The sequence below is a fragment of the Peptoniphilus pacaensis genome (genome assembly GCF_900088125.1).
Taxonomy (GTDB): Bacteria; Bacillota; Clostridia; order Tissierellales; family Peptoniphilaceae; genus Aedoeadaptatus; species Aedoeadaptatus pacaensis.
The window spans coordinates 679,723-704,069 of sequence record NZ_FLQT01000003.1; the positions used below are offsets into that span (position 1 = coordinate 679,723).

Annotated in this window: 25 protein-coding genes and 1 riboswitch; of the genes, 8 read left to right on the top strand and 17 right to left on the bottom strand. The window is 52.6% G+C overall.

Annotated elements, in window-relative coordinates; all coding sequences use genetic code 11:
• Nucleotides 1-10: 10 nt before the first annotated feature.
• From BN7444_RS03215 to BN7444_RS03240, 6 genes are all read right to left on the bottom strand, one after another.
• A complete protein-coding gene (locus tag BN7444_RS03215; protein ID WP_068455670.1) occupies nt 11-1,348 on the bottom strand; it encodes a peptide MFS transporter in 1,338 nt (445 codons plus the stop codon).
• A 9-nt stretch (nt 1,349-1,357) separates the two neighbouring features.
• Nucleotides 1,358-3,145 (bottom strand): aminopeptidase P family protein, encoded by a 1,788-nt coding sequence (locus BN7444_RS03220; RefSeq protein ID WP_068455672.1) that lies wholly within the window; start codon nt 3,143-3,145, stop codon nt 1,358-1,360.
• 238 nt (nt 3,146-3,383) lie between these two features.
• Nucleotides 3,384-3,746: a hypothetical protein gene (locus BN7444_RS03225; protein WP_068455676.1), complete on the bottom strand. Its 363-nt coding sequence runs from the start codon at nt 3,744-3,746 to the stop codon at nt 3,384-3,386.
• A 108-nt stretch (nt 3,747-3,854) separates the two neighbouring features.
• Complete coding sequence (locus BN7444_RS03230; protein WP_082941242.1) at nt 3,855-4,604, bottom strand: ABC transporter ATP-binding protein; 750 nt, start codon at nt 4,602-4,604, stop codon at nt 3,855-3,857.
• The gene (locus BN7444_RS03235) at nt 4,601-5,617 is read right to left on the bottom strand and encodes a FecCD family ABC transporter permease (protein WP_068455678.1); all 1,017 of its coding nucleotides are present in this window, start codon (nt 5,615-5,617) and stop codon (nt 4,601-4,603) included. Before BN7444_RS03235 ends, BN7444_RS03230 begins: the two co-directional genes overlap by 4 nt.
• Entirely contained in the window at nt 5,614-6,621 is a 1,008-nt protein-coding gene (locus BN7444_RS03240) for an ABC transporter substrate-binding protein (protein ID WP_068455681.1), read from the bottom strand. Before BN7444_RS03240 ends, BN7444_RS03235 begins: the two co-directional genes overlap by 4 nt.
• A gap of 40 nt (nt 6,622-6,661) precedes the next feature.
• Nucleotides 6,662-6,821: riboswitch (cobalamin riboswitch) on the bottom strand.
• 190 nt (nt 6,822-7,011) lie between these two features.
• Between BN7444_RS03240 and BN7444_RS03245 the strand changes: the two genes are divergently transcribed.
• Complete coding sequence (locus tag BN7444_RS03245) at nt 7,012-7,257, top strand: type II toxin-antitoxin system Phd/YefM family antitoxin (protein WP_245654187.1); 246 nt, start codon at nt 7,012-7,014, stop codon at nt 7,255-7,257.
• On the top strand, nt 7,254-7,631 hold the full coding sequence (locus tag BN7444_RS03250; RefSeq protein WP_068455684.1) for a type II toxin-antitoxin system death-on-curing family toxin: 378 nt from the start codon (nt 7,254-7,256) through the stop codon (nt 7,629-7,631). The genes BN7444_RS03245 and BN7444_RS03250 overlap by 4 nt, the downstream gene beginning before the upstream one ends.
• Before the next feature lie 13 nt (nt 7,632-7,644).
• Here the strand turns inward: BN7444_RS03250 and BN7444_RS03255 are convergent, their stop codons facing one another.
• The 3 genes from BN7444_RS03255 to BN7444_RS03265 all read right to left on the bottom strand — a co-directional run bounded on the left by BN7444_RS03255 (nt 7,645) and on the right by BN7444_RS03265 (nt 10,492).
• The gene (locus tag BN7444_RS03255; RefSeq protein WP_068455687.1) at nt 7,645-8,376 is read right to left on the bottom strand and encodes a TraX family protein; all 732 of its coding nucleotides are present in this window, start codon (nt 8,374-8,376) and stop codon (nt 7,645-7,647) included.
• Nucleotides 8,377-8,550: 174 nt separating this feature from the next.
• Nucleotides 8,551-10,179 (bottom strand): chaperonin GroEL, encoded by a 1,629-nt coding sequence (groL, locus tag BN7444_RS03260; RefSeq protein ID WP_068455690.1) that lies wholly within the window; start codon nt 10,177-10,179, stop codon nt 8,551-8,553.
• 31 nt (nt 10,180-10,210) lie between these two features.
• On the bottom strand, nt 10,211-10,492 hold the full coding sequence (locus tag BN7444_RS03265) for a co-chaperone GroES (protein ID WP_068455693.1): 282 nt from the start codon (nt 10,490-10,492) through the stop codon (nt 10,211-10,213).
• A gap of 306 nt (nt 10,493-10,798) precedes the next feature.
• On the opposite strand from BN7444_RS03265, the gene nrdD reads away from it, so the two are divergent.
• The 3 genes from nrdD to BN7444_RS03280 all read left to right on the top strand — a co-directional run bounded on the left by nrdD (nt 10,799) and on the right by BN7444_RS03280 (nt 15,346).
• A complete protein-coding gene (gene nrdD, locus BN7444_RS03270; RefSeq protein WP_068455696.1) occupies nt 10,799-12,958 on the top strand; it encodes an anaerobic ribonucleoside-triphosphate reductase in 2,160 nt (719 codons plus the stop codon).
• A 1-nt stretch (nt 12,959) separates the two neighbouring features.
• Nucleotides 12,960-13,466, top strand: coding sequence for an anaerobic ribonucleoside-triphosphate reductase activating protein (gene nrdG / locus BN7444_RS03275; protein ID WP_068455698.1), 507 nt, complete (start codon nt 12,960-12,962; stop codon nt 13,464-13,466).
• Nucleotides 13,467-13,561: 95 nt separating this feature from the next.
• Nucleotides 13,562-15,346 carry an LTA synthase family protein gene (locus BN7444_RS03280; protein ID WP_068455701.1) on the top strand — a complete coding sequence of 595 codons (1,785 nt, stop codon included), beginning with the start codon at nt 13,562-13,564 and terminating at the stop codon, nt 15,344-15,346.
• 76 nt (nt 15,347-15,422) lie between these two features.
• On the opposite strand, the gene BN7444_RS03285 is transcribed toward BN7444_RS03280, so the two are convergent.
• The 3 genes from BN7444_RS03285 to BN7444_RS03295 are packed head-to-tail and all read right to left on the bottom strand — an operon-like array spanning nt 15,423 to nt 17,599.
• Nucleotides 15,423-16,127 (bottom strand): DUF554 domain-containing protein, encoded by a 705-nt coding sequence (locus BN7444_RS03285; RefSeq protein WP_068455704.1) that lies wholly within the window; start codon nt 16,125-16,127, stop codon nt 15,423-15,425.
• Nucleotides 16,124-16,903 (bottom strand): DNA-3-methyladenine glycosylase family protein, encoded by a 780-nt coding sequence (locus tag BN7444_RS03290; protein WP_068455706.1) that lies wholly within the window; start codon nt 16,901-16,903, stop codon nt 16,124-16,126. Before BN7444_RS03290 ends, BN7444_RS03285 begins: the two co-directional genes overlap by 4 nt.
• A 54-nt stretch (nt 16,904-16,957) precedes the next feature.
• On the bottom strand, nt 16,958-17,599 hold the full coding sequence (locus BN7444_RS03295; protein ID WP_135122018.1) for a redox-sensing transcriptional repressor Rex: 642 nt from the start codon (nt 17,597-17,599) through the stop codon (nt 16,958-16,960).
• 172 nt (nt 17,600-17,771) lie between these two features.
• Here BN7444_RS03295 and BN7444_RS03300 point away from each other — a divergent pair, with 172 nt between their 5' ends.
• Nucleotides 17,772-19,676: an ABC-F family ATP-binding cassette domain-containing protein gene (locus BN7444_RS03300; RefSeq protein WP_068455709.1), complete on the top strand. Its 1,905-nt coding sequence runs from the start codon at nt 17,772-17,774 to the stop codon at nt 19,674-19,676.
• A 127-nt stretch (nt 19,677-19,803) separates the two neighbouring features.
• Here the strand turns inward: BN7444_RS03300 and BN7444_RS03305 are convergent, their stop codons facing one another.
• The 3 genes from BN7444_RS03305 to BN7444_RS03315 all read right to left on the bottom strand — a co-directional run bounded on the left by BN7444_RS03305 (nt 19,804) and on the right by BN7444_RS03315 (nt 22,351).
• Entirely contained in the window at nt 19,804-20,511 is a 708-nt protein-coding gene (locus tag BN7444_RS03305) for a M15 family metallopeptidase (protein WP_068455712.1), read from the bottom strand.
• A gap of 14 nt (nt 20,512-20,525) precedes the next feature.
• Entirely contained in the window at nt 20,526-21,767 is a 1,242-nt protein-coding gene (locus BN7444_RS03310; protein WP_068455715.1) for a DUF819 family protein, read from the bottom strand.
• A 167-nt stretch (nt 21,768-21,934) separates the two neighbouring features.
• A complete protein-coding gene (locus tag BN7444_RS03315) occupies nt 21,935-22,351 on the bottom strand; it encodes a 2-thiouracil desulfurase family protein (protein WP_068455717.1) in 417 nt (138 codons plus the stop codon).
• Between the two features lie 205 nt (nt 22,352-22,556).
• Between BN7444_RS03315 and BN7444_RS03320 the strand changes: the two genes are divergently transcribed.
• Both BN7444_RS03320 and BN7444_RS03325 read left to right on the top strand, forming a co-directional pair.
• Complete coding sequence (locus BN7444_RS03320; protein ID WP_068455720.1) at nt 22,557-22,856, top strand: type II toxin-antitoxin system RelB/DinJ family antitoxin; 300 nt, start codon at nt 22,557-22,559, stop codon at nt 22,854-22,856.
• The gene (locus tag BN7444_RS03325; RefSeq protein WP_068455723.1) at nt 22,853-23,191 is read left to right on the top strand and encodes a type II toxin-antitoxin system RelE/ParE family toxin; all 339 of its coding nucleotides are present in this window, start codon (nt 22,853-22,855) and stop codon (nt 23,189-23,191) included. Before BN7444_RS03320 ends, BN7444_RS03325 begins: the two co-directional genes overlap by 4 nt.
• A 98-nt stretch (nt 23,192-23,289) precedes the next feature.
• Here BN7444_RS03325 and BN7444_RS03330 read toward each other — a convergent pair whose 3' ends face one another.
• Nucleotides 23,290-23,847: an isochorismatase family protein gene (locus tag BN7444_RS03330; RefSeq protein WP_068455725.1), complete on the bottom strand. Its 558-nt coding sequence runs from the start codon at nt 23,845-23,847 to the stop codon at nt 23,290-23,292.
• A gap of 12 nt (nt 23,848-23,859) precedes the next feature.
• Nucleotides 23,860-24,327, bottom strand: coding sequence for a hotdog domain-containing protein (locus BN7444_RS03335; protein ID WP_068455728.1), 468 nt, complete (start codon nt 24,325-24,327; stop codon nt 23,860-23,862).
• Between the last annotated feature and the right edge of the window lie 20 nt (nt 24,328-24,347).

Below are 24,347 nucleotides of genomic sequence, written 5' to 3' on the forward strand. Positions count from 1 at the left end.
TACAGCGTGCTTATTCTTCTTCTGCATCTTCTGCGACGAGGCCGTTTAATTTCGGGCTCAGTGCAAAGAGAATGATGCCGCAGGCAATAGCGATGCCGGCGATGATGAAGTAGGTTTTTGCAAAGTCGAATTGCAAGGTGAATTCGTAAAGATTGCCGTAAGTTTTTGCGGAAACGAAGATCGCCAAGGTCCAAACACTCATCATGACCGAAAGAAGTCGTGCCGGAGCAAACTTAGAGATAAAGGAGTTTCCGAGGGGCGAGAAGACCATTTCGCCTAAGGACAGGGTGATACCGAAGGCAACTAACCAACCTAGGCTGGCGAGGCTTTCGCCGCGAGCGATATCGGCGACGGCAAAGATGATGTAGGCCAGGCCTAACAGCAACATACCGAAGGATGTCTTTTGGAACATATTGAAGTCGCCCTTGGGGCTTCTGGCGCGTTTTGCCCAGAACATACCTAAGAGGGGACCCATGGTGATACAGCAGAGGGCGTTCAAAGAGTCGAACCATGCGGTGGGCACTTCGAAGTTGCCGATCATCCAGTTGGCTGCCGGGTTGTCACCGGCCCAGTGGAAGTATACGGGCATGTATGCCAGGTACCAGAATAACCAGAAGATGGTGGAGAAAGCGGAGACGAGAATAATCGCGCCGACACGTTTCTTTTCGATGCTGGTTAAGGGGCGTTTTTCTTCTTTCTTTTCAGCTTCTTCGCCAAGGGCTTTCCGTTCGTCGACCTTGAAGGGTTTCTTACCGGCGTCGCCTAAGAAGCGCCAGCCCCAGATAAACCAAATGGCGTTAACGAACATGATAATACCGCAAACCAAGAAGCAGAAGGAGTAGCCTTTGCTCAGTGCCAGAACGCCGATAATCGTCGTCCCGATAAATGAGCCGATATTAACGAATGAGTATTGCGTTGAGAAGGCTGTATCCAAAATCTTCGGGTCGTCGAAGAGACGGCCGGTAATGGCGTTGGATTGGGGTTTAAACAAACCGGTACCGATGGAGACGACGAGAATCATCATATTGATCATTGCAACATTGTCGGCTTTCCATCCGATTAAGTAACCGGCGCCCATAAGGGCCATCCCTACGGGGATCAAGTATCTTGCACCGATGAAACGGTCGGAGATAATCGAACCGATTAAAGGTGCGATGTAGGTCATAGCGACTAAGTTCGCACTGATTTTTGCCGCATCGGCATCACTCAAACCAAGGCCTCCATCGACGACGGCGGCTGCAACCATTACCGTCATCAACCATTTTGCGGAATAAAACGCAAAACGTTCCATGGAGAAACCGAGGGAGACAATGTAAAAACCGAAAGGCATTTTGTTTTTAGCTTCCATAATTTCCTCCTAAATTTCCTTTGTATATTTTTTCAGCCATTCGACTTCCTCATCGGTCAAGTGAGGAGAAATGGTCTTGAAAACAAGTTTGTTGTACTCGTTCAAGTACGCGATTTCCTTGTTGTCTAAGAGGGAGAAGTCCACGGCGTCGGTGTCGAAGGGAACCAGGGTAAGGGGTTCCATATACAGCCATTTGCCGTATTCGTTTTCTTCCGCTTCTTTAACTACCAGGCAGTTTTCCAAACGGATGCCGTGCTTGCCGGCGATGTAGATGCCGGGCTCGTCGGTGATAATCATGCCGGGTTCGATTTGATGGTGTTCGTTTTTCGCCACATTAATTTTGTAGCGGAAGCCCGTGGGGCCTTCGTGAATATTTAACAGCTGGCCGATGCCGTGACCGGTGCCGTGGTTAAAGTCTAAATGCTCGTCCCAGAAAGGCTTTCTTGCGGCATAGTCCAGGGAGTAACCGTGGGCGCCGTAGGGGAATTTTGCCATGGCCAGGGCCAAGTGGCTCTTTAAGACCAAGGTGAAGTGGTAGATTTCTTCGTCGGTCAATTCGCCTAATGCGATGGTACGGGTAATGTCCGTGGAGCCTTCGGCGAAGTTCGATCCCGTGTCGGAAAGGTAGAGGCCTTTGGCTTCCAAGGGAATGTCGCTCTCTTCGTCGGCTTCGTAGTGGACGATGGCGGCGTGTTCGCCGTAACCGCTGATGGGCGCAAAGGAGGGCCACATATAGCCTTCTTGTTCCTTGCGGAAGTCTTCCAATTTATCCGACGCACCGATTTCGGTGATTTCTTCCTTGCCGATGTTTTTCTTCAGCCAGTGCATGAATTTGGTCCATGCAATGCCGTCTTTGACATGGGCGATGGCCATGTTCTTGACTTCCACGTCGTTTTTCATGGCCTTCATTAAAATGGAAGGATTCGGTGCTTCCACCAGCACATTGCTGTCGGGAATATTTTCGCGAAGGGCGTAGTTCATCTTCGTGGGATCCAGGAGGATGTGCTTGCCCGTAATCTTCTTTACGTCTTCGTAAATGGCGTTGTAGGGACGCAGGGTGACGTTCAGTGCCTTCAGATCGGCCTTGATTTCGTCGCTTAATTTCGCCTCGTCCATAAAGAGGGTGACGCCGTCTAAGGTGATGATGGCGTAGCACAGAAGGATGGGCGAGTATAAAATGTCGTCGCCGCGCAGATTCAGTGTCCAGCATACGTCGTCTAAGGAGGCGATGATGTGGGTGTCGCAGCCCTTGTCTTTCATGACCTTGCGAATGCGGGCGAGTTTCGATTCGGCGCTTTCGCCGGTAATGGCTTCGTCTAATTTAAAGGCCGGCTTTTCGGAAAGCGGCGGACGATCGGTCCAGAATTCGCCGACCAGGTCCATATTGTAGACGATGGAGGCGCTTTTCTTTTCGCAAATCGCTTCGTAGCCGGCGCCGTCGGAAACGGAAATGGTTCTGCCGTCAAAGCCCAGGGTGCCGCCTTCGGGAAGTTTCGCTTCGATGTATTCCTCAACGGAAGGCACGCCGGGTTGGAACATTTTTTGCAGCTTAATGCCGCTGCCCTTTAATTGCGCCTCGCCTTGGAGGAAGTAGCGTCCGTCGGTCCAGAGGCAAACTTCGTCGGCGGTGGCTACGACCGTGCCAGCGCTTCCCGTGAAGCCGGACACGAAGCCCCGTGCCTTAAAGTATTCGCCCACGTATTCACTTTGGTGAAAGTCTTCGGACGGTACGATGTAAACGTCTATCCCGCGTTCTTTCATTAAAGAAAGTAATTGTTCAGCTTGATGTCGCACCATAAACTCCTTTCGATAGTACCTGTTCTTGCGAAAACTATTATATATCTTAGGGCTTGCAATGTAAACTAACAAACACTTTCCGAAGCTTTTTTAACCGCCCTTCTTAAGTCAAAATAATTCTATGATGCCTTCCCCTTCCCTCCTCCGACCGGGGCGCGCCTTTCTCTTCGTGAAAACCTTTCGGCACAAAGGGCACAAAAAAAGAACCCGGTCGCGCCGAGTTCTTTTGGTGATGACATCAGTTATGGCTAAGGGATTTTCCGTAAATTTGGCGAAGGGCAAAGAGCACCGCCGCCAAGACCGGGGCACAGACAAAGCCGTTTAACTTCGCCGTGTGTAAAAAGAAGCAGGCGACGCCTGCGATGGAGCCGCTGTTGGCGAGAAAATCGCCCTTCCAGTTTTCTCCGTAGGCGTAAAAAAGGCCGGTTTTGTTTTTTACTTCCAGCACGGCGATGCCCAGGGCGATGACCACGAGGACGCCCCCGATGATCAGAGAGATGTTGTCGGGAATGTTCGGCTTCATAAAATTTCTGAGCAGGGCCGCTACCACGCCCACGATCAGGGCGTAGGCCGCCATTTTCATATTGGCTTGTTTGTTCATAATATTCCTCCCTTTCGCAGAGTGCTGCGTCGATTTGTTCTGTGGTAAAACTTTTCTTGCTTCTATTATACCCCCCCTGAAAAATACAAACACTCTAAAAAAAATAATTTACGGCTTTTTAAACACCGCCACGGGCCGGCCGTCGGCTCGGTGAATGGTGCAGGGCGTATCGTAAAGGGCTTCGATCATGGCGGGGGTCACATCATCCGGCGCCTCGTCGAAGAGAATCCGCCCTTCTTTCAGGGCCACGATGCGGTCGCCGTAGGCCAGGGCCAGGTTCATGTCGTGAAGGGCCGCCACCACGGTGAGAGAGCCCGCTTCCACCGTGGAGAGGAGCTTCAACTGGTAGTAGATATCCAGGTGATTGGTGGCTTCATCTAAAAGCAGATGGTCGGTCTGCTGCACCAGGGCCCGGGCCAGCACCGCCCGCTGCTTTTCCCCGCCGGACAGTTCCCGCAGAGAGCGGGGGGCGTAGCTTTCCATGCCCACGGAGGCCAGGGCTTCCATGGCCATGGCCCGGTCTTCCTTTGTGTCCCTTTCCAACAGGGACTTATAGGGCGTGCGCCCCATCAGCACCATGTCCATGACGGTCATGTCGAAGGCCATATCGTTAAACTGGCCCACCATGGCCAGGCGCTTGGCGTAGTCCCTTCGGTGCATGGCGTGAATGTCTTTGCCGTCGAGAAAAATTTTCCCCTCGTAGGGCAGAATTCGCGCCAGGGCTTTTAAGAAGCTGCTCTTGCCCGAGCCGTTGGGCCCGATAAGCGCCACCAGTTCCCCGTCGGCGACGGTGAGGGACAGATCCCGCACCACCTCTTTCTTGCCGTAGGTGACGGAGAGATTTTCCGCGCGAATCATGATCTCGCCTCCCTGCTGTTTTTCACGATGAGATAGACGAAGAGAGGCGCCCCCACCACGGATACGACGACGCCGGTGGGCAGTTCCCCGGCGGGAAGGGCGTTCCTGGCCGCCACGTCGGCCCAAAGGAGCAGACTCGCCCCCAAGAGGACGGTGCCGGGAATCAGGTGGCGGTGATTAGTGCCCAAGAGAAAGCGGGCCATGTGAGGCACGATAAGCCCCACGAAGCCGATGGTGCCCGAGGTGTAAACCACGAGGCCCACGAGGAGAGACACCACCACAATATAGGCGCTCCTCAGCTTGGCCAAGTCCTTTCCCAAGGTATATGCCACCTCGTCGCCCAAGAGGAGCAGATTTAAATTGCGGCTCTGCACGGAAAGAAAAAGGCAGAGGGCGATAATAATCGGCCCGATCACCGCGATCTGGCTCATCTTCGCCCCGGATAAAGAGCCCATAAGCCAGAAATTCACTTCCCGAATGGCGTCGCGGTTTTTCGCCGTGTAGACCAAGAGGGTGGCGACGCTGGATGTGGCGGCGGAAAGGACCAGGCCCGAAAGGATGAGCCGCTCCGATGTGGCGCGGCCCCCCAGGCGGGAAAGGATCATGACGCCCACGGAAGTTAACAGGGCGAAGAGAAAGGCGCTGAGCCCCACGGCCACAGAGCCCAAGGCGCTCATCACGCCGGTGACGATGGCCAGGGTGGCGCCCAGTGAGGCCCCCGAGGAGATCCCCAAAATATAGGGATCGGCAATGGGGTTGCCCACCACCGCCTGCATAATGAGGCCGGAGACAGCGAGAGCTACGCCGGTTAAGATGGCGAGAAGCACCCGGGGCAGGCGAATGTTCATGACGATGGCATAGGCCACATCGTCCCCGCCCTTCCCGGCCATGCCGCGGGATAATGCGCCGAGGATGTCACCGAGGCTCAGATCCGCATAGCCCAAATACAGGCCGCCGACAATGGATGCGACGAAAAAGAGAATGAGCCCTACATAAATCGCCGATCGCTTCATGATTCGGGATAGAGGCCCTTAATCATGGTTTCGATGCCGTCGGCGGTGCGCACGCCGGATGCGTAAACTTCCGACAAACTGATGGGATAGACCCGATCGTTTTTAATGGCGGAGAGGCCCTTTAAGGCGGGCAGGGATTTAAAGCGATCCAACTCAGCGTCCTCGACCTTCTCGTCGCCGTAATAGACCACGAAGATCACGTCGGGATCCTTGGCGAGCAGGGCTTCGGAGCCGAAGCGGTCTTCGTCCATGACCAGCTTGGCGCCGGCTTTTTCGGCGATTTCGCCGCCCACGGTTTTCGCGCCGTAGTTTCTGAAGAGATTGTCGTCTTCGATTTCCAAAATCGCCGCCTTCACCGGCTCCTTGCCTTCGCGAAGTTTTTCCGTTTCCGCCAGGCGATCCTTCATGGATTGAACGATGGCTTCCGCTTCTTTTTCTTTATTGAAGATCTTACCCAGATTAATAAGATCGTCGTATTCATTTTCCAAGCTGTCCACTTCCACGGCGCCGCTGTTTTTCAGAATAAAGGTGTTGACGCCCTTGTCCTGCCACTCTTTCACATCGCCCAAGGTTTTATCGCCGAAGTAAGAGGACCAGGAAATAATAAAGTCCGGCTTGGCGGCGATGACCGCTTCCTTCGACGGCGCGTCTTTCACGTATTCCACCTTGCTGAAGGCGTCCTTGTATTCGTCCTTGACGTCGATGTCCAATTGGGCGGCGAGAACCATTTTGTCCTCGAGACCGAGAGCCAACATGTTTTCGATGGCCGATTGATACACGGCCACCACCCGCTCCGGTTCCTTTTCAAAGGTTTCCTGAATGGGATTGCCCTGGGCGTCCACCGTGTCGATGGTGACGGGATAATAATCGTCCTTCGCTTCCGTCTCGGCACTTGCATTGGCCGGGGCTTGATTGTTTTCGTTCTTGGCGACATTGTCTCCTCCGCCACAGGCGGTTAAAAGCATCAATGCCGCGAGCAACAAGACGTTCAGAATCTTTTTCATAAAGACCTCCTATCTTGTATGGACCACTCCATACCTCGTGAAGAAATTTTTTCCATAGGCAGGTATCCTGGCTTCTGACCTCGAGCGACGCTCCATCCTTCCCGTGAAGTGAATGGGCGTCTCGGCCTTTACAGTGGCGGGACCGCGTGCCGCAAGCAACTTCCCTTTTAATCCGAAGAACCTATGCCACCATTATAACCGCTTGAGCAGAGAAAAGCAGTGAAGAACGGAAGGAATTTTTCATAAGCAATAAAAAAATCCCAAGACATGCTTGGGATGGTGTTGCGTTGACGCAATTTTTCTTACAAGGGAATGAAAAAAAGTTGCGTCGATGCAACATTATAGGATAAATTCATCCTATGCCGTGGTATAATCTCATTAGGAGGGATTATGATGATGATCAATGCAAAAAATCTGATTTCCATGACAGAGGCCAATCAAAACTTTTCAAAAGTGACTCGACTCGTCGACGAGGCGGGCTCGGCTCTAATCTTAAAAAACAATCGCCCCACCTATGTCCTCATGAAGTATGAAGACTTTGAAAGCGCGGCCACGGCCGACGACGAAAGCATCGATGCCATTTCGGAAAGACTGATAAAGAAAAACTGTCACGCTTACGAGGAATTGGCTAAATGATTAAGATCGATAAAGAGCAACTGATACGCCTTCACGAATCTTTGATACGGTCGTTCGGCGGTTCGCAGGGTGTTAGGGATGAGTTTCTATTGGACCTTTGTCTCGCTTCACCCTTTCAAACCTTTGAAGGGAAAGATCTCTATCCCGATACGATAAAAAAGGTGGCACATCTAGGTTATTCGTTGGTAAAGTATCATCCTTTTGTCGACGGCAACAAACGAATCGGCGCTCACGTGACTCTCGTTTTGCTTGAGATAAACGGATTCTCCGTCAGCTACTCCCAGGAAGAGCTGATACGCGTTATTTTAGGCATTGCAGATTCTTCCTTGAAAGAAGCACAGTGGCAAAAATGGATTTACGATCATTTGATCTAACTGCTTCTCCCCCTTAAATCTTCAGCGCCACACGAAGGAGGCCCAGGATCAAAAGATGCACCGGGTAGAAGGCGTAGTTCAGCCATTTGTACTGCTTGCCCCGCTCGCCGTTGTAGGTGAGGGTGGCGGCAAAGCCAAGCACGGAATAGAGCTCTTTTATAATGGACAGATAGCCCAGTGCCGCGCCGTAAAGGGGCTTTTCATAGAAAATATAAAACAGATAGGCGACGATAATGGCGTGGTAGTCGTAGTCCAAACTGAAAAACATGGCCACGGCGCACATGGCGGCCACGATAACGAAGGACGCTCCGTACCACAGGGCCTTGGATTTTTTCGCGAGCCTGCCCTTCATTTCGTCCACGATCCAAATGGTGGCCAAGGACAGGGCCAAGGTGAACATCATATTGTTCCAGTTTTTGTTGAAAAGTTCCCGGGAGGTAAAGAGATCGAAGGGCACTTCCGACAAAATACCGAAGATCAATAGATTGATCAGGTATTTTTTTCGAGAGCGGGTCTTGAAAAAGCCTTCCACGAGGAAAAACATAAACAGGGGAAAGGCCACGCGGCCTAAAATGCTCAACAGATTGCTCACATGGAGCAGGGGGCCTTTGCCGTCTAAATAGGGCGTGATCATAGAATTGTTCACGTGGTCCAAGAGCATGGACAGAAAGGCCATGTATTTTAATTGGGCGCCGTTAAACACCTGTAGGCGCTTCGGCGGCTGCCCTTTTTTTATTGCTTCCATAGAATTCTCCTTTGCTTCTTAATTTTCGGAAGGTTTTATTTTACAGCAGGGGCGAAAATCTGTCTATCTTTTTTTGCGGCAAGTTTCTATGTAAAAAAGGAACCGGGCAAGCACGGGCTCGCTCGATTCCTTTCATTGATCCTATCCCTTTTTCAAGGGGCTTTTTTTATTTGATTACATCATGCCCATGCCGCCGCCCATGCCGGCTGCGCCTAAATCGGGCATGTCTTCTTTAATGGTGGCCACAGCGGCTTCGGTGGTGAGAAGCATGCTGGCCACGCTGGCTGCGTTTTGCAGGGCGCTTCTCGTGACCTTGGTGGGATCCACGATGCCGGCTTCGATCATGTTCACGTACTTGCCGTGGTAAGCGTCGTAGCCCACGCCGGGTTTTTCGCCCTTCACGTGTTCCACGATAACGGAGCCTTCGGCACCGGCGTTTTCCGCGATTTGACGAAGGGGCTCTTCCAGTGCACGGAGGATAATCATCATGCCGGTCTTTTCGTCGCCTTCGCCGGCCTCTGCCAAAGCTTCTACGCAGCCGATGCAGTCCACGAGGACCACGCCGCCGCCGGGGACGATGCCTTCTTCCACGGCTGCCCGAGTGGCTGCCAAGGCGTCTTCGATGCGGAGCTTGCGTTCTTTGAGTTCGATTTCCGTCGCTGCGCCCACTTGAATCACGGCGACGCCGCCGGAAAGTTTTGCCAGGCGTTCTTGTAATTTTTCGCGGTCGAATTCGCTTTCCGTTTCTTCGATTTGGGCACGGATTTGGCCGATGCGATCGTCGATGGCATCTCGTTCGCCGGCGCCGCTGACGATGACGGTCTTGTCTTTTTCCACGCGAACCTTTTGTGCCCGGCCCAGCATGTCCACAGTGGCTTCCTTAATGTCCAAGCCCAGGTCTTCGGTGATCACCGTGCCGCCGGTTAAAATGGCGATGTCTTGGAGCATGTCTTTTCTTCTGTCGCCGTAGCCCGGTGCCTTCACGCCGACGACGTTTAAGGTGCCGCGCAATTTATTGACCACTAAGGTCGCCAGGGCTTCCCCTTCGATGTCGTCTGCGATTAAGAGGACGGGACGGGATTCTTGAAGCACTTGTTCCAAGACGGGAAGAATGTCTTGAATATTGCTGATCTTCTTATCCGTAATTAAGATGTAGGGATCTTCCAGCTCGGCCACGCGCTTTTCGGGATCGGTGACCATGTAGGGGCTCAGGTAGCCGCGGTCGAATTGCATCCCTTCCACGACATCCAATTGGGTGCCCATGGAACGGCTTTCTTCCACGGTGATGACGCCGTCTTTGCCCACTTTTTCCATGGCTTCGGCGATGAGCTCGCCGATGCGTTCGTCGGCGGCGGAAATGGCCGCTACATTGGCGATGGCGGCGGAATCATCCACGGGGACGGAGAATTTCTTTAATTCGTCCACAATGGCGTCCACGGCTTTTTTAATGCCCTTTTGAAGGACCATGGGATTGGCGCCGGCGGCCAAATTCTTCAAGCCTTCGCGAATAATGGCTTGGGCGAGAAGGGTGGCGGTGGTGGTGCCGTCGCCGGCCACGTCGTTGGTCTTCGTGGCCACTTCTTTCACCAGTTGAGCGCCCATGTTTTCGAAACGGTCTTCCAATTCGATTTCGCGGGCGATGGTGACGCCGTCGTTGGTAATGAGGGGTGCGCCGAATTCCTTGTCCAGGACGACGTTTCTGCCCTTGGGTCCCAAGGTTACCTTCACCGTATCTGCCAATTTGTTAATGCCGCCGACGAGACCTTCCCGGGCGTCTGCGCTGAATTTTAAATCTTTTGCCATAGTATCTCCTACTTTCTATTTATTAGTAAACTTAGTTTAATTTGGCGAGCAGGTCTTGGTATTTTAAGACGATGACTTTTTCCCCGTCCACTTCCACTTCATTGCCTGCGTATTTACTGTAAATGACCTTGTCGCCTTCACTGACGTCGCAGTGGATCTCTTCGGAATGTTTCAGCTCTTCGCTCACGGCGAGAACCGTGGCCACATTGGATTCTTCCTTGGCGGAATCCGGCAAGACGATGCCGCTGGCCGTGACGTTTTCTTTTTCTATTTTTTGAATTACAACACGTTCACCTAATGGTTTAATGCTCATGATGTGCCTCCTGAAATTTTTATTAGCACTTGCACTCGATGAGTGCCAGCTCTCCCTAATATGATACCACACTTTCCCAACTTGTAAACTCTTTCGCCGCAATATTTCCGAGGAAAGCCCCCGCCCCTCGCCTATCCGCTGAATCAAGCCCTTCCCGCTGTGCCACTACATATAGATATTTTTTTAAGAAGTTCTTCCATTTTTTACCAAGATATAGTATAATCGAACCATTCGAAGCGCTGGCTTCGATTTCTTTGTGAGAATTCCCTTCGGGGTGTAATAGAAGAAATGTTTTTGGAGGAAGAGATGAGCAACTTACGTATTATTAAGAGAAACGGCGAGGCCGCGGATTTCGACGGATCAAAAATCGTCGTGGCCATTGAAAAGGCCATGCACTCGCCTACGGGCTACTTCGTGGAAAATCAAGCGGACATGGTGGCGAAGGAAATCGAAGATGAAATTTTACATCACGACTTGCCTTCCACCGTGCTTCAAGTGGAAAAGCGGGTCTTCGAAAAGCTAATCGAAAAGAACAATATCGCCACGGCGAAAGCCTACGAGTCCTACCGCTCGGTGCAATCCTTTAAGCGGGAAAACAACTCCACGGACTCCTCCATCGAAAGTCTGTTGACTTATTCCGACGCGGACTTAATGGATGAAAACTCCAACAAAAACGCCGTGGTGGTCTCCACCCAACGGGATCTCATCGCCGGGGAAGTCTCCAAAGACATCGCCCGCCGCCGCATCCTGCCCACGGACATCGTCACCGCCCACGACTCCGGCGCCATTCACGTTCACGACATGGACTACTACATTCAGCCCATGTTCAACTGCTGTTTGATCAATCTGGAAGACATGCTGAAAAACGGCACGGTGGTCAACGGCAAAATGATCGAATCGCCGAGAAGTTTCCAAACGGCGTGCACCATTACCACGCAAATCATCGCCCAAGTGGCTTCCGGCCAATTCGGCGGCCAATCCATTAACGGCATCGACCGCATTTTGGCCCCCTACGTACGGAAGAGCTACGAAAAATATTTAAGCGCCTCCATTTCCGAGCAGCTGGACATTTACGGCATGGAAACCGCCGACATGGCCATGGCGGAAAAAGTGGCATGGAAGCGCACGAAGCGGGAAATTAAATCGGGCGTACAAACCATTCAATACCAAATCAACACCCTCATGACCACCAATGGTCAGGCGCCCTTCGTCACCCTGTTTATGTACTTCGATCCCGAAAGCGAATACGCCTACGAGGCCTCCCTGATTACGGAAGAAATTCTTCGCCAACGGATCGACGGCATTAAAAACAAACAAGGGGTGAAGGTCACGCCGGCCTTCCCGAAGTTGATCTATGTCTTGGACGAGCATAATATGCACAAAGACAGCCCCTACTACTACCTCACCCGCCTCGCCGCCACCTGCACGGCCAAGCGCATGTATCCCGACTACATTTCCGCCAAAAAGATGAAGGAAATCTACGAAGGCAATGTCTTCTCCCCCATGGGCTGCCGCTCCTTCCTTTCCCCCTGGAAAGACGAAGAAGGCAATTACAAATTCGACGGCCGCTTTAATATGGGCGTAGTCAGCGTGAACCTGGCCCAAATCGGCATTTTGGCCGGCCACGACGAAGACGCCTACTTCGAGCTCCTGAACAAGCGTCTGGAACTGGTGAAGAAAGCCCTGTTGATTCGCTACGAGCGCCTGAAGGAAGTGACCAGCGATGTCTCCCCCATCCACTGGCAAGACGGCGCCATCGCCCGCCTGGAACCCGGCGAAAAAATCGCCGACTATCTGGAAGGCGGCTACTCCACCCTGTCCTTGGGCTACATCGGTCTTTACGAGGCCACGAAATGCGTCATGGGCACGTCCCACACCACGAAAGAAGGCCACGCCTTCGCCATGCGCGTCATGCACACCATGCGAGATGCCGTGGACCGCTGGAAGGCGGAAACCGGCCTGGGCTTCGCCCTTTACGGCACCCCGGCGGAATCTTTGACTCACCGCTTCTGCTCCATCGATAAAGCCACCTTCGGCGACATCGAAGACATTACGGACAAGGGCTACTACACCAACAGCTACCACGTGGACGTGCGGGAAGAGATCAACGCCTTCGACAAATTCGATTTCGAAAGCGAATTCCAAAAAATCTCCACCGGCGGCTGCATCAGCTACGTGGAAATTCCCAACATGAACAACAATATCGACGCGGTGATGACCATGATCGGCTACATTTACGATCACATCTCCTATGCGGAATTTAATACGAAATCCGACTACTGCCACGAATGCGGCTTCGACGGCGAAATCACCGTGAACGAGGACGGCGACTGGGAGTGCCCCCAATGCGGAAACAAAGACCGCGCCAAGCTCACGGTCATTCGCAGAACCTGCGGCTATTTAGGAGAAAACTTCTGGAACGAAGGCCGCACCAAAGAAATCGACGCCCGCGTCCTGCACATTTAAGATGAACTACGGCCACTACGCACAAATTCGGCCCTTGGACGTGGCAAACGGCCCGGGCATTCGCGTGTCGGTCTTCGTCACCGGCTGCAGCCGCAAATGCAAAAACTGTTTCAACGAGCTCTACCAAGACCCGAGCTACGGCGAGCCTTGGACCGAGGAGACGACGAAAACATTGATCAAGTATTTAAGCCGCCCGGAAGTCTCGGGCCTCACCCTTCTCGGCGGCGAACCCATGGAAAACACGTGGCTACGCAAGGTATTGGCGGATGTGAAAAAAGAAATCCCGACCTCCGTGTGGATTTACTCCGGCGACACCTTTGAAGAGATCCTCGCCGATCCCGAAAAGACAGAGCTGCTCGAAGCCTGCGACGTCCTCGTCGACGGCCCCTTTGTGGAGGCGAAGAAAAATTTAAAACTCGCCTTCCGCGGCAGCGAAAACCAACGCATCTTAGACATCCCCAAAAGCCTGAAAGCCCACAAGGCCATATTAAAAGAGAGAGACGATTAAGTCTCTCTCTTTTTTTGCTTTCCTCCCCCTCATTCTTTTTTCCGAAACAGCTGATATAATGAAGCAAATAACTGTTTACTATTTCGGAGGTCCCTATGAAGTTTTCCCCGAAGGATATGCTCATCGATCTCATCCTTCTTTTTCTCGTCGCAGGTGTGGCCCTGATCCTGTCCTTTACCTTTACGGGCTCGGATGCGTCCCTTGGTGTGCTCATCCTTTATTTCTTGGAGCCCACCATCCTTTTATGTAATTTCATCCCCCTTTTCCTCTTGACTCTGTTTTTTTACTTCGCCTTGGGTCGCACGTCCCGCAGCGCCGCGGCGGTTTTTCTCATCGTCGCCTTGATGGGAGTGGTGCAGGCCTCGAAATTGCATTACCGCTACGAAAATTTTAAATTTTCCGATTTGCTCCTGGCTCGCGAGGGCGCAAAGATGATGGCCAATCAATTCAGCCCTCTTATGCCCCCTTACTTCATTCCCGCCGTCTTGTTGATGCTTGCCGTCGTCGTCTTTCTCTCCTTTCTCAGGCGCCGTCGCCTACCCCCGGTCTATGGCATCTTGGGAGTGGTGCCGGTTCTGCTTTTAATGGCGGCATCCAAGCCTCTGCTCTTGTCCGAAACGACCTACGCCTCTCACCGGGCCCCCTACTTTAACGAATGGGTGGAGGTGGAAGATGCTAAGGGCCACGGCATGATCTATGCTTTCATCTATTCCGCCCGGGATGTGTTCATACAGCCCCCGAATAATTACGATGAGGCGGCCGTGGAAAAAATTTGGAAGGCTTACGACGACGCCCCCATTCCCGCAGATCAGAAGATCAATGTGGTGGCCGTTATGCTGGAAAGCTTTAACGACTTTTCCGACTTCGGCCTTCCCTTCGAGAAGGATCCCTACGAAAGTTTCCACGCGATTCAAAAAAACAGCATTCACGGAAAAATCGTAAACAATATGTTCGGCGGCGGCACCGCCTATGTGGAGCGCTATTTTTTAAACGGCTGCAGTTACTACGCCAGGTACTACAGCCCCTTCAACAGTTACGTCCACTACTTTAAAAGCCAAGGCTACACTACTTTGGCCATGCACCCTCACGACGGCGCCTTTTACAATCGGCGAAACGTCAATCCGAAATTGGGCTTCGACAAGTTTTACTACATGGAAAATTATTTTAAGAACTACGACGACGGCGACGGCTACTTCCCCGACCGCAAATTGTACGATCACCTGCTGGCTCTGGACAAGAAAGCCGCCGCACCCTATTTTAATTTTACGGTAACCATGCAAAACCACGGCCCCTACGATCCCGATGCCGCCGAGAGCGTCTATCTTCCCCGCAATCTTTTTTCAAGCGATGCCAATCACAATCAAATAAACAATTACCTTCACGGAATTAAGGACAGCGGCGACGCATTGAAATACCTCTTGGAGCGCCTGGACGAAGACAAATCCCCCACGCTTTTAATCGTATTCGGCGATCACAATCCCGCCTTGGGACAGGAGACCGACGGCTCCTATAAGGACCTGGGCATCGACGTCGGTACCGACCAATTGAACGGCTATTTGAATCGCTGCCGCACTCCCTATATTGTATGGGCCAACAGCGCCCTGAAGGCGAGTACCGGCAAGGATTTCGTCGGCGAAGGCCCCGATCTCTCGCCCCAATATTTATTGAACTACGCCTTTCATTATCTTGGATGGACGGGCCCGAGGTATATGCAGATCATCAATTCGGAGCTGCCCGAGGTGACGGTGGTAAACGATCAATTGATCAGAAACCGAGGGAAGTATCTTCATCCCAATGAGGAAGACTTCGCCACCATCCATGAATTTGTACGGTGCCTGGATTACTACAACAGCAAGCATTTTTATTACGACGAAAAATAAAACGGGTCCCGGGACCCGCATGTGAGGAAATCGAGCCATGTGCTCGATTTTTTTATGAATTTTTTCGTCCTTTTCCTTACATAAACAGCCCCATCAAGGCGTGAATGAGAATCACGATGACAAAGGCCGGCAACATATTGGCGACTTTCAGATCTTTAATGTCTAGAATGCCAAAGCCGATGGCGAGAATCATAATGCCCCCGACGGAGGTTAGATCGGCGAGTAAAATTTCGCTGATATAAGGTTCTAAAAAGCCGGCCATAAGGACCAGGGCGCTTTCGTACAAGAAGGTGGGAATCGCCGATAGGGCGACGCCGATGCCCAGGGTGGAGCCGAAGACCAATGAGGTCATGCCGTCCAGCACGCTCTTGATCATTAAGGTTTCGGGATTTCCGTTCATCCCCGCCTCGATAGAGCCGATAATGGCCATGGAACCGACGCAAAATAAAATGGACGCTTGGACGGCGGCGGTCATGGGGCCTTCTCCCGTCGCCTCGCCGCCTGCGCGCTGCGCCAGACGACTGTCGATTTTATCGCCGAAACGCTTAAATGCACCGTCGATATCCACGGCTGCGCCGATGCCCGTGCCGATGGCAAGAGACATCATGACGATGATAAATTCATCGGCCTTTAAGGCCATTTGAATGCCCATGGTCATCACGCTCAAGGGAATTACCATCAATACCTGTTCTTGAACGCGCGATGGTATTCGATTGCCTATGAATTTGCCCAATACCGTCAAGATGGCAATGGCCAGGGCATTGATAATGACTCCGATCATTTCTTCCTCCGCTCGTTCATAAAAAGTAGTTGCTGAATGTATCCTGCGTCTTCGCCGAAGCGTTCAATGGCGTAATCCGACGCAGCCTGTCGCGAGGAAAAATCGCCGAAGCGCGCCATGGCACGTTCGATCCACACGTCCACGGGAAAGGCATCTTTCTTTCCGTAGCCGAAAAGCAAAATGCAATCTGCCACCTTGGGCCCCACGCCGGAAAGCTTCATAAGATACTTCTTCGCCTCGGCATAATCCAGCTCGTAGGGCCGGGCGAGATCCACTTCCCCCGACGCCACCTGACGGGCCGTTTCGATTAAATACTTGTCCCTGTAGCCCGCCCCCAATGCCCGCATGGCATCATTAGATAGCTTACACAGCACCTCGGGCTCGGGCAGGGCGTAGGCTTCGAGGCCGCCGTGCTCGGCGAGCTTCTTGCCGTAGGACCGGGACAGATCCCGCACGCTCTTTCCTATGCGATGCAGATTATTGTTTGATGAAAAAATATAGCCCACCACGGCTTCCCAAGGATCCTGCTTTAAAATCCGAAGGGGCAAATAGGGCGCGAGGTCCTGTAAATCCTCGGAGGTCATCACCATTTCCGCCGCCCGGTCGTAGTCGTAGCCTTCGTCGAAAAAAATCGCCGCCCGCTTATCGTCGCCGGCCGCGAGGGCGCCGTCTTTCAGGAAAAAAGCGTCGTCGCCGTTCACGGCGCAGATCAAATCGCCCCGTCGCTCCCAATGATGGAACTGGCCGCTTTCCAATGTCATGACCGGATCGAACATGGCCTCTCCTTTCATAAAAATAAGAGCGAGTTTCCCCGCTCCTCGTTTTTTCCCTTAGCGATTGTTTTCCGTCAGATAATAACTTAAAGTCAACAGACTGTCCGTCAGACGGATGTTTTCCACGACGACGCTGTCCGGCGCTTCCAAATCTTCCGGTGCAAAATTCCAAATGCCGCGAATGCCTGCACGCACCAGGCGGTCGGCGATGGCTTGGGCCCCTTCTTTCGGCACGGTTAAAATGGCGACTTCCACTTCCCCGTGTTCTTCCATGAAGCCTTCCAATTCATCTACGGGACGAACCACGTGGTTGCCCACGGACTTGCCGATGACGTCTTCGCTTTTATCGAACATGGCGACGATCTCAAAGCCGCTGTCTAAAAAGCCCTTGTAATTGCACACCACCGTGCCCAAGCGGCCGGCGCCGATCAATATGGTCTTGTAAATCTTGGGGATCCCCAAAATATTTTCCAGCTCCTTCTTCAACACGGCCACCTTATAGCCGTAGCCCTGTTGACCGAAGCCGCCGAAATTATTTAAGTCCTGGCGAATTTGCGACGCCGTAAAGCCGGTTAAGTCGCTGAGCTCTTGAGAAGAGATGCGGTCTTCGCCCTTTTCCTGTAACTCACTCAGATATCTATGGTATTTCGGAAGTCTCCGAATGACCGTTTCCGAAACTTTTCCTTTATTTATTGCCACTATTATCACCTTTCAACGTATCATTCCCCGAAAGTATGACACTTATTTATCTAGTACCCTAGTCTTAGTATACAGAAAATTTCTTATCTTGAAAAGCCTTATTCCACTATTTTACCGACTTTTTCTCTCCGCCCTTTTCTGCTATGATATTTTTAGCAAGGAGGAGAGACTTTTGGCAATCGTATCGGCGCAAGGCTTGGAAAAAACTTTTTACATCGACCCGATTTTAAAGGACGTGGGCTTTTTAATCGAAGCCGGAGAAAAAATCGGGCTCATCGGCAACAACGGCAGCGGCAAGACCACCCTTATGGCCATGTTGGCGGGGGAACTCACCCCCGACGGGGGCAGCATCGCCACCACCAAGGATCTGGAGGTGGGCTATCTCGCCCAACACGCCTCGGTAACGAAGGGTGCCAGCATTTACGAAGAATGCATGGCCTCCTTTCAGGCGGTGATCGAGCTGGAAGAAAAAATTCGCGCCATGGAAGTGGAGATGGCCCACTTGGAAGGCGAGGCACTCAACGAGCACATCGCCCGCTACCAGGTCTTGGTGGACCGCTACGAAAAAAGCGGCGGCTATAGCCGTGAAAGTGCCGTCACCGGCGCCCTGCGGGGCCTGGGCTTTTCCGAAGAAGACATGGCCATGCCCGCGGAAAACCTCTCCGGCGGACAGAAATCCCGCCTGGCTCTGGCCAAACTCCTGCTCCACGAGCCCGACCTCCTTCTCTTAGACGAGCCCACCAACCACTTGGACATGGACTCCATCGCCTGGCTGGAAAAATTTTTAAAGGCCTTTAAAGGCGCCGTGGTGGTCATCAGCCACGACCGCTACTTCCTCGACGCCATTGTGGACCGCATCCTCTTTCTGAAAGACGGCGGCGTAAAGAGCTATCAGGGCAATTACACCAACTTCATTCGCCGCAGACGGGAAGAAGAAGACCGGATGCGCCACGCCTACCTGATGCAGCAAAAAGAAATCAAGCGCCAGGAAGAAATGATCCGGCGCTACGCCTCCTGGAACCGGGAAAAAAGCGTGCGTGCCGCGCGAAGCAAGCAGAAACAGCTGGACAAAGTGGAGCGGCTGGAAGATGTGCGGGGCGAAAAGACCATGCACCTCACCTTCGCCCCCGCCACGGAAAGCGGCCGCGACGTCCTCGCCGTGGAGCACCTGTCCAAATCCTTCCCCGCGAAACAATTATTCGACGACGTCACCTTCCCCGTCTACAAAGGCGAGCGAGTGGGCCTTATCGGCCCCAACGGCATCGGTAAAAGTACCCTCTTTAAAATCATTATGAAAGAAATCGCCGCCACATCCGGCGAGATTCAGCTGGGCAAAGGTGTCACCATCGCCTACTTCGATCAGGAAATGAAGACCCTGGACGAAAACAAAACCGTGGCCGACGAGCTCTGGGATCGCTACCCGAAGCTGGACCGCTTCCAAATCCACGCCTACCTGGCCCGCTTCCTCTTTACCGGTGACGACTTGGACAAGCGCATCGGCGACCTGTCCGGCGGCGAAAAAGGGCGTCTGTCCCTCCTCATCGTCATGCTGAGCGGCGCCAACTTCCTTCTCCTGGACGAGCCCACCAACCACCTGGACATCGAGAGCAAGGAATCTCTGGAAGCGGCACTGAAAGACTACACCGGCACCATCCTTACCATTAGCCACGACCGCTACTTCCTCGACCGGGTGACGACGAAAATCGTCTGCCTCTCCGACGAAGGCACCTTTATGGTGGACGGCGACTACAGCTACTTCCTGAAGAAATGGGAAGACGCCCACACCGTGGAAGACGACGAGGAGGAAATCACCAAGACCCAAATCGTCAAGGAAAAGAAAAAAACTCGGGAAGAACAAAAAGAAGCCCGCAAGCGCAAAAAAGACCTGCGGGAAACCGAGGCTGAGATCCACGCCCTGGAGACTGAAATCGAAGAAATGGATGCGACCCTGGCCGACCCCGCCACCTACGACGACCACACCGTGGCCCTGGAACTGTCCCAAAAGCGAGACGATGCCCAGGAAAAACTAAACGCCCTCTACGAAAAATGGTTCGCCCTTTTAGAAGAGGATGAATAAAAAAACGGCACGCAGGTGCCGCTTTTTTCATGGGGAAAAGATGAGTTGTGTTGTTCGGTTGAAAGCATTTTTTCAAAAAAAGAACCCCGAAAATTCAGGGTCCTTTTTGCCTCTCAGGCTATTCTTTTTATTGCTCGTCCAGGGAGAAGATGCCTCTGTACTGTGCCGGCACTTTGTTTTGGTAGCCCCAGGAGCGATCGCCGTAGGAGTAGTGCCACCATTCCGAAGGAAGGTTACAGAAGCCCACGGAGGTCATGATGTGGTAGAGCAGGCGGCGATTGTTGCGAATGGTTTCTGCCTCATCGCCTTCTTCGTCTTCGAAGTAGGTGGTGCGGGTCTTGTCGGTAAAATCGTCGAAGCCCGTACCCATTTCCAAAAGCTCTCCATTGGGACCCGTGATGGTCAGGTCGATGGCGCCGCCCGTGGTGTGATAGGGGGGCACGTCGTGATTGGGGATGGGATTGGCCACGTAGGCGCCGATGGCCGCTTCTCTTTCCGCTTCAGGCAGATCCTTCAAATTAAATTCTTCGATGATCTGTTCTCTGTAGGCGTAGTAGAGTTCTTCCTGAAGGGCGAAGGGGCGCCAGGCGTCCCACACGCAAAAGGCGTAGCCGTCGGGCAAGAGGGCCGCCGCTTCCTGCAGCTTTTCCGCCGCTTCTTTGCGCAAGTAGCAGCGGGCTTCGCCGTTTTTAAAGCCCAGCTCCGGGTATTGCATGGCGATTTTGATCTTATCGCTCCCTTTTACTTCCACCAGGGGAGAGTCGATAAAGTCTCTTTCCTCGTATACCGGCGGATCGTCGATGACGGGGATTTTTTTATTGATCCATTGTTCCATTTTTTACCTCTTTCCTAAGCACCTAAGATACTTCCGATAATGACACCGGCATAGGTTCCGACAACATAGCCCAAGGAGCCCACGAGCATGGTGGGACCGACGAGGTCCGCCCAGCCTTGGGAGATGGCCATGCCGGCTGCCGTGGTCGGCCCGCCGATATTGGCGTTGGATGCCAGGATGCAGTCTTCCAGGTCAAATTTCAACAGTTTGCCGCCAAGGAAGCAGAAGATCATATTGACCAGTACCATAAGGGCGGTAAAGAGGAACAGGGCGGGCGCTTCGGTGATGATTTGCATAACGGATGCGGGTACCCCGATGACGAAGAGGAAGAGATAGATAAAGTAGGTGCCGATTTCTTGGGAGCCGTTTAATTTTTGTACCTTGTCTTCCGCATAAGTTGCCACCAACATAGAAATGGTCGTGATCCAAACATATTCCGAGGAAAGGAAAGTGTTAAGCATTCCGAGACCCGAGGAGTCCGTGGGAATCACATTGCCCAGGCCCGCGCCGATAAGCTTGGCAAAAAAGACTACGGACACGGAGTAGGCCAGGTTCATGGCAATGTCTTTCAGGGAAATGTCCTTGCGAGACCAGTAGGCCGAGGCCTGTGTTTGCGCATCGCCTAAACCTTGGGATTCCACCTTTTCAATATAGGGGTGGGGAAAGTTTCTGCGGAATACGGCGAGGCCCGCAATGCTGATCAGGACGAAGAAGTAGATGGCCATCAACAGGTTGTCGGCCACGGTGGTGGCGCCGATGGTTTGGGAAGGCACGTCGAATTGACCTGCCAAGGCGGCAAAGTTGACGCCCCCGCCGATATAAGAACCGGTCATCATGGCCGCTACGCCGGCGGCATCGGGTACCATGTCTTTCAATAAGGTGAAGGCCAATAGCGCCCCGACTACCGTTCCCACGGCGCCGATTAAAAAGACCACCAACATGCGGCCCGTTTCGCGCCAAATCTTGGTCATATTACATTGCAGGAGCAAGAGGGGGATCCCCAGGGGAACCGCATAGCCCCAAATAATATCATCGTAGAGGACGCTATTCGTAGGGAGGATGGCAAGATTGGAAAGAACCAGGGCGATGATCAGGGCGATGATCGCTCCCGAAATTTTAGAAGCCCAGTGGTATTTTTGTTCCAGAAAAATTGCCGCGCTGACGGACACGAGCAGAATGAATAGTAAGGACCAGGTATCTTCGGGAGATATCAGGCTCGCTCTGCCCAGAGTCGATTCAAAATAACTGCTAAACATAAGACGTTCTCCTTTTCTGTAATATTCAAAGGATTCGGTGTGAAAATAACACATCTACACTTTATTCCTTTAAATAAGAATACCACTAGTGTAAGTTGTCGTCAATATACATAAACCTCCCGCAGACGGAATTCTTTATCCCGCCTCGGGAGGTCTTATTCGCAAAATTATATATCTTCCACATCCACGGCCCGGATGCCTTCTTCTTCCAGCAACCGGGCGAAGACGCCTTTTCCCTTCACCCGCCTGCCCGTGAAGCTGCCATCGTAGATTTCGTTCACGCCGCAAGAGGGGCTACGGGACTGAAGGATCACCATCTCCGCGCCGGCATCCTTTACTTTTTTCAGCGCCGCCCGGGCGCCTTTTCTGAATGCCTCGTCTACGGAGCGGCCGTTTTTCTGCCGCACCTCACCATCAATAATTTCGGCGGGATCCCGCGGCGTGGGCAGGCCGCCCATGACTTCCGGGCAGATGGGCACCACGCTGTGGCCCTTTAAAAATTCATGCAATCTTTCGGAATAATTGTTTCCTCCGTTGTACTTGCAATTCTCGCCCAATAAACAGGCGCTGACGCCGATAATCATCTTTCGCTCCCTTCCGCACACCTTCATCCCTCTCACTGTTTATTCATATCCCATGGCCCCGGCCTTTACGCTCTTTTGCCGAATCCGCCAGGGCGAGCAAAATTTGTTTTTCGAAAATAAATGAAATTTATAGACACGCCTCGCCTAATGTATTGCAATCAGTAAGACATCGAATTACAATAGAGGCAACGGGAGGTGCATTCATATGAAAGATTCCACAGTCAGCGCACGCGTTGAAAATAATATAAAAAATGAGGCGGAGGATATTCTAAAGCAGCTCGGCGTTCCCGTCTCTGTCGTCATTAATTCCCTGTACCGCCAAATCATTTATCGTCACGGCATTCCATTCCCCTTAACTGTTCCGTCAGAACCGAAAACAATGGATACCATGTCGGATGCGGCCCTCGACGAAATGCTTCAGCACAGCTATGCTCAGTCGACCCGCGGCGAAGGCAGACCCCTCGGGGACGTGTTCGATGAACTTGAAAAGGACCTGCAAAAGTGAACAACTATGAAATCATCCTTACGCCGGATGCGGAAGCGGACCTTCGCGAGATCAAAGATTACATAGCCGAGACTCTGCAGGTGCCCGAGGTTGCCTTAAATTACATCCGATCTCTGCGTAAGGAAATGGAAAAACTTTCCTATATGGCAGACAGCATGGCACCGGTGGAACGTGAACCGTGGCACGCGAGAGGCGTGCGCAGGATCGCTTTCAAGAATTTCTATATCTACTACCGACCGGACGCCGCCTCCGGAAAGGTTTATGTTTTGAATCTAATCTATGCAAGACGAGATCAGCTTAAAGCGCTGAAAAATATGGATCTCTATGAAAGATGAAAAGCAGTTCTCTTCCAGGGAACTGCTTTTTTGCATAAGAAAAGCATCCCTCGGGATGCTTTATGGGGTTGCCGGTGCCCGGCGTTTTTCAGCTGAAATCAGTCTTCCAAAACCGGAATTTTCCGTTGTTTCAAATCCGCGATGTTTTTCTCGTGGTCTTTTTCGTCCACATAGGCGACGCCGGGCAGGTAGAGGGCGGCTTTGTGCCCTTTCTCCAAAAGTCCCAGCAAGGTTTCCCGAACGCAGTATTCGCTGGCGAAGCCCGCCACGTAAAGTTCCCCGCCCACGGCATCTTCCAGCACGTCGCCGGCATCGTTGGTGCCCTTGCAGCCGGAGTATTCTTCCACATCGTCCCGCTTGCCCTTCTTAAAGACATTGGCGCCGTTCGGGCGAGCGTCTTCTCGGGAAAGCTTATAGAAGCCCTCGTAAAGACTGGCGCCTTCCGTGTTTTCCACGCAGTGCACGGGCCAAATGCCGCCGTTTTTTTCGAAACTACCGTTGGCGGGGCTGTGCCAATCCGCCGTGTAAACCACCTTCATCTCAGGATCGGATTCCACCAGCTCCACTAAATTCTCGAGGGCCGCCTCGCTTCCCTTACAGGCCAAAGAGCCCGAAATAAAATCCACCTGTGCATCTACGATAATCAATGTTTTCATGCTTCATCCCTTCTACATATTGTCCTTCACGGCCACGGCCACCATCTTCGCCTTGGCACGCACTTCTCCCGCCGCTTCCATTTCCATGGCGACGACCACTTTTCGCTCGCCGATTTCCTCCGCCGTGGCACGAATGGTCACGGGACTTTCCATGGGCACGGGCTTTTTAAAGTCGATTTCCAAATGCGCCGTTATGAAGCGGCCGATGACCGTGTCTTTCGTAAGCTCCAGGCCCTTGTCCCGATGCTTGAAATACGCCGCCGATGCCGTGCCGTGGCAATCGAAGAGCATGGCGATCATGCCGCCGAAAAGATTTTGGGGCACGCCGCCGGTGTATGCCCCCTCCGGCGTCAAGGTGCAGATGCACTCCTCCCCCGCCGGGTAAGATTTCAAGTGCAGGCCCGCGTCGTTTTTCGGGCCGCAGCCCCAGCAGTGTTGAAACCGCTCGCCGTAAGTATCCTGAATGGCCAATTTATCCATGGTCGTGCTCCTTTCCGAAA

Coding starts and splice junctions, on each gene's coding strand:
- BN7444_RS03235 (WP_068455678.1), bottom strand. CDS start 5,617: ATGAAGCGATCGGCGATTTATGTAGGGCTCATTCTCTTTTTCGTCGCA.
- BN7444_RS03245 (WP_245654187.1), top strand. CDS start 7,012: ATGATGATGATCAATGCAAAAAATCTGATTTCCATGACAGAGGCCAAT.
- BN7444_RS03240 (WP_068455681.1), bottom strand. CDS start 6,621: ATGAAAAAGATTCTGAACGTCTTGTTGCTCGCGGCATTGATGCTTTTA.
- BN7444_RS03330 (WP_068455725.1), bottom strand. CDS start 23,847: ATGAAAACATTGATTATCGTAGATGCACAGGTGGATTTTATTTCGGGC.
- BN7444_RS03310 (WP_068455715.1), bottom strand. CDS start 21,767: ATGTTTAGCAGTTATTTTGAATCGACTCTGGGCAGAGCGAGCCTGATA.
- BN7444_RS03250 (WP_068455684.1), top strand. CDS start 7,254: ATGATTAAGATCGATAAAGAGCAACTGATACGCCTTCACGAATCTTTG.
- BN7444_RS03285 (WP_068455704.1), bottom strand. CDS start 16,127: ATGATCGGAGTCATTATCAATGCCCTGGCCATTGCCATCTTGACGGTA.
- nrdD (WP_068455696.1), top strand. CDS start 10,799: ATGAGCAACTTACGTATTATTAAGAGAAACGGCGAGGCCGCGGATTTC.
- nrdG (WP_068455698.1), top strand. CDS start 12,960: ATGAACTACGGCCACTACGCACAAATTCGGCCCTTGGACGTGGCAAAC.
- BN7444_RS03315 (WP_068455717.1), bottom strand. CDS start 22,351: ATGATTATCGGCGTCAGCGCCTGTTTATTGGGCGAGAATTGCAAGTAC.
- BN7444_RS03215 (WP_068455670.1), bottom strand. CDS start 1,348: ATGGAAGCTAAAAACAAAATGCCTTTCGGTTTTTACATTGTCTCCCTC.
- BN7444_RS03290 (WP_068455706.1), bottom strand. CDS start 16,903: ATGTTCGATCCGGTCATGACATTGGAAAGCGGCCAGTTCCATCATTGG.
- BN7444_RS03220 (WP_068455672.1), bottom strand. CDS start 3,145: ATGGTGCGACATCAAGCTGAACAATTACTTTCTTTAATGAAAGAACGC.
- BN7444_RS03265 (WP_068455693.1), bottom strand. CDS start 10,492: ATGAGCATTAAACCATTAGGTGAACGTGTTGTAATTCAAAAAATAGAA.
- BN7444_RS03335 (WP_068455728.1), bottom strand. CDS start 24,327: ATGGATAAATTGGCCATTCAGGATACTTACGGCGAGCGGTTTCAACAC.
- BN7444_RS03255 (WP_068455687.1), bottom strand. CDS start 8,376: ATGGAAGCAATAAAAAAAGGGCAGCCGCCGAAGCGCCTACAGGTGTTT.
- BN7444_RS03230 (WP_082941242.1), bottom strand. CDS start 4,604: ATGATTCGCGCGGAAAATCTCTCCGTCACCTACGGCAAGAAAGAGGTG.
- BN7444_RS03225 (WP_068455676.1), bottom strand. CDS start 3,746: ATGAACAAACAAGCCAATATGAAAATGGCGGCCTACGCCCTGATCGTG.
- BN7444_RS03280 (WP_068455701.1), top strand. CDS start 13,562: ATGAAGTTTTCCCCGAAGGATATGCTCATCGATCTCATCCTTCTTTTT.
- groL (WP_068455690.1), bottom strand. CDS start 10,179: ATGGCAAAAGATTTAAAATTCAGCGCAGACGCCCGGGAAGGTCTCGTC.
- BN7444_RS03305 (WP_068455712.1), bottom strand. CDS start 20,511: ATGGAACAATGGATCAATAAAAAAATCCCCGTCATCGACGATCCGCCG.
- BN7444_RS03320 (WP_068455720.1), top strand. CDS start 22,557: ATGAAAGATTCCACAGTCAGCGCACGCGTTGAAAATAATATAAAAAAT.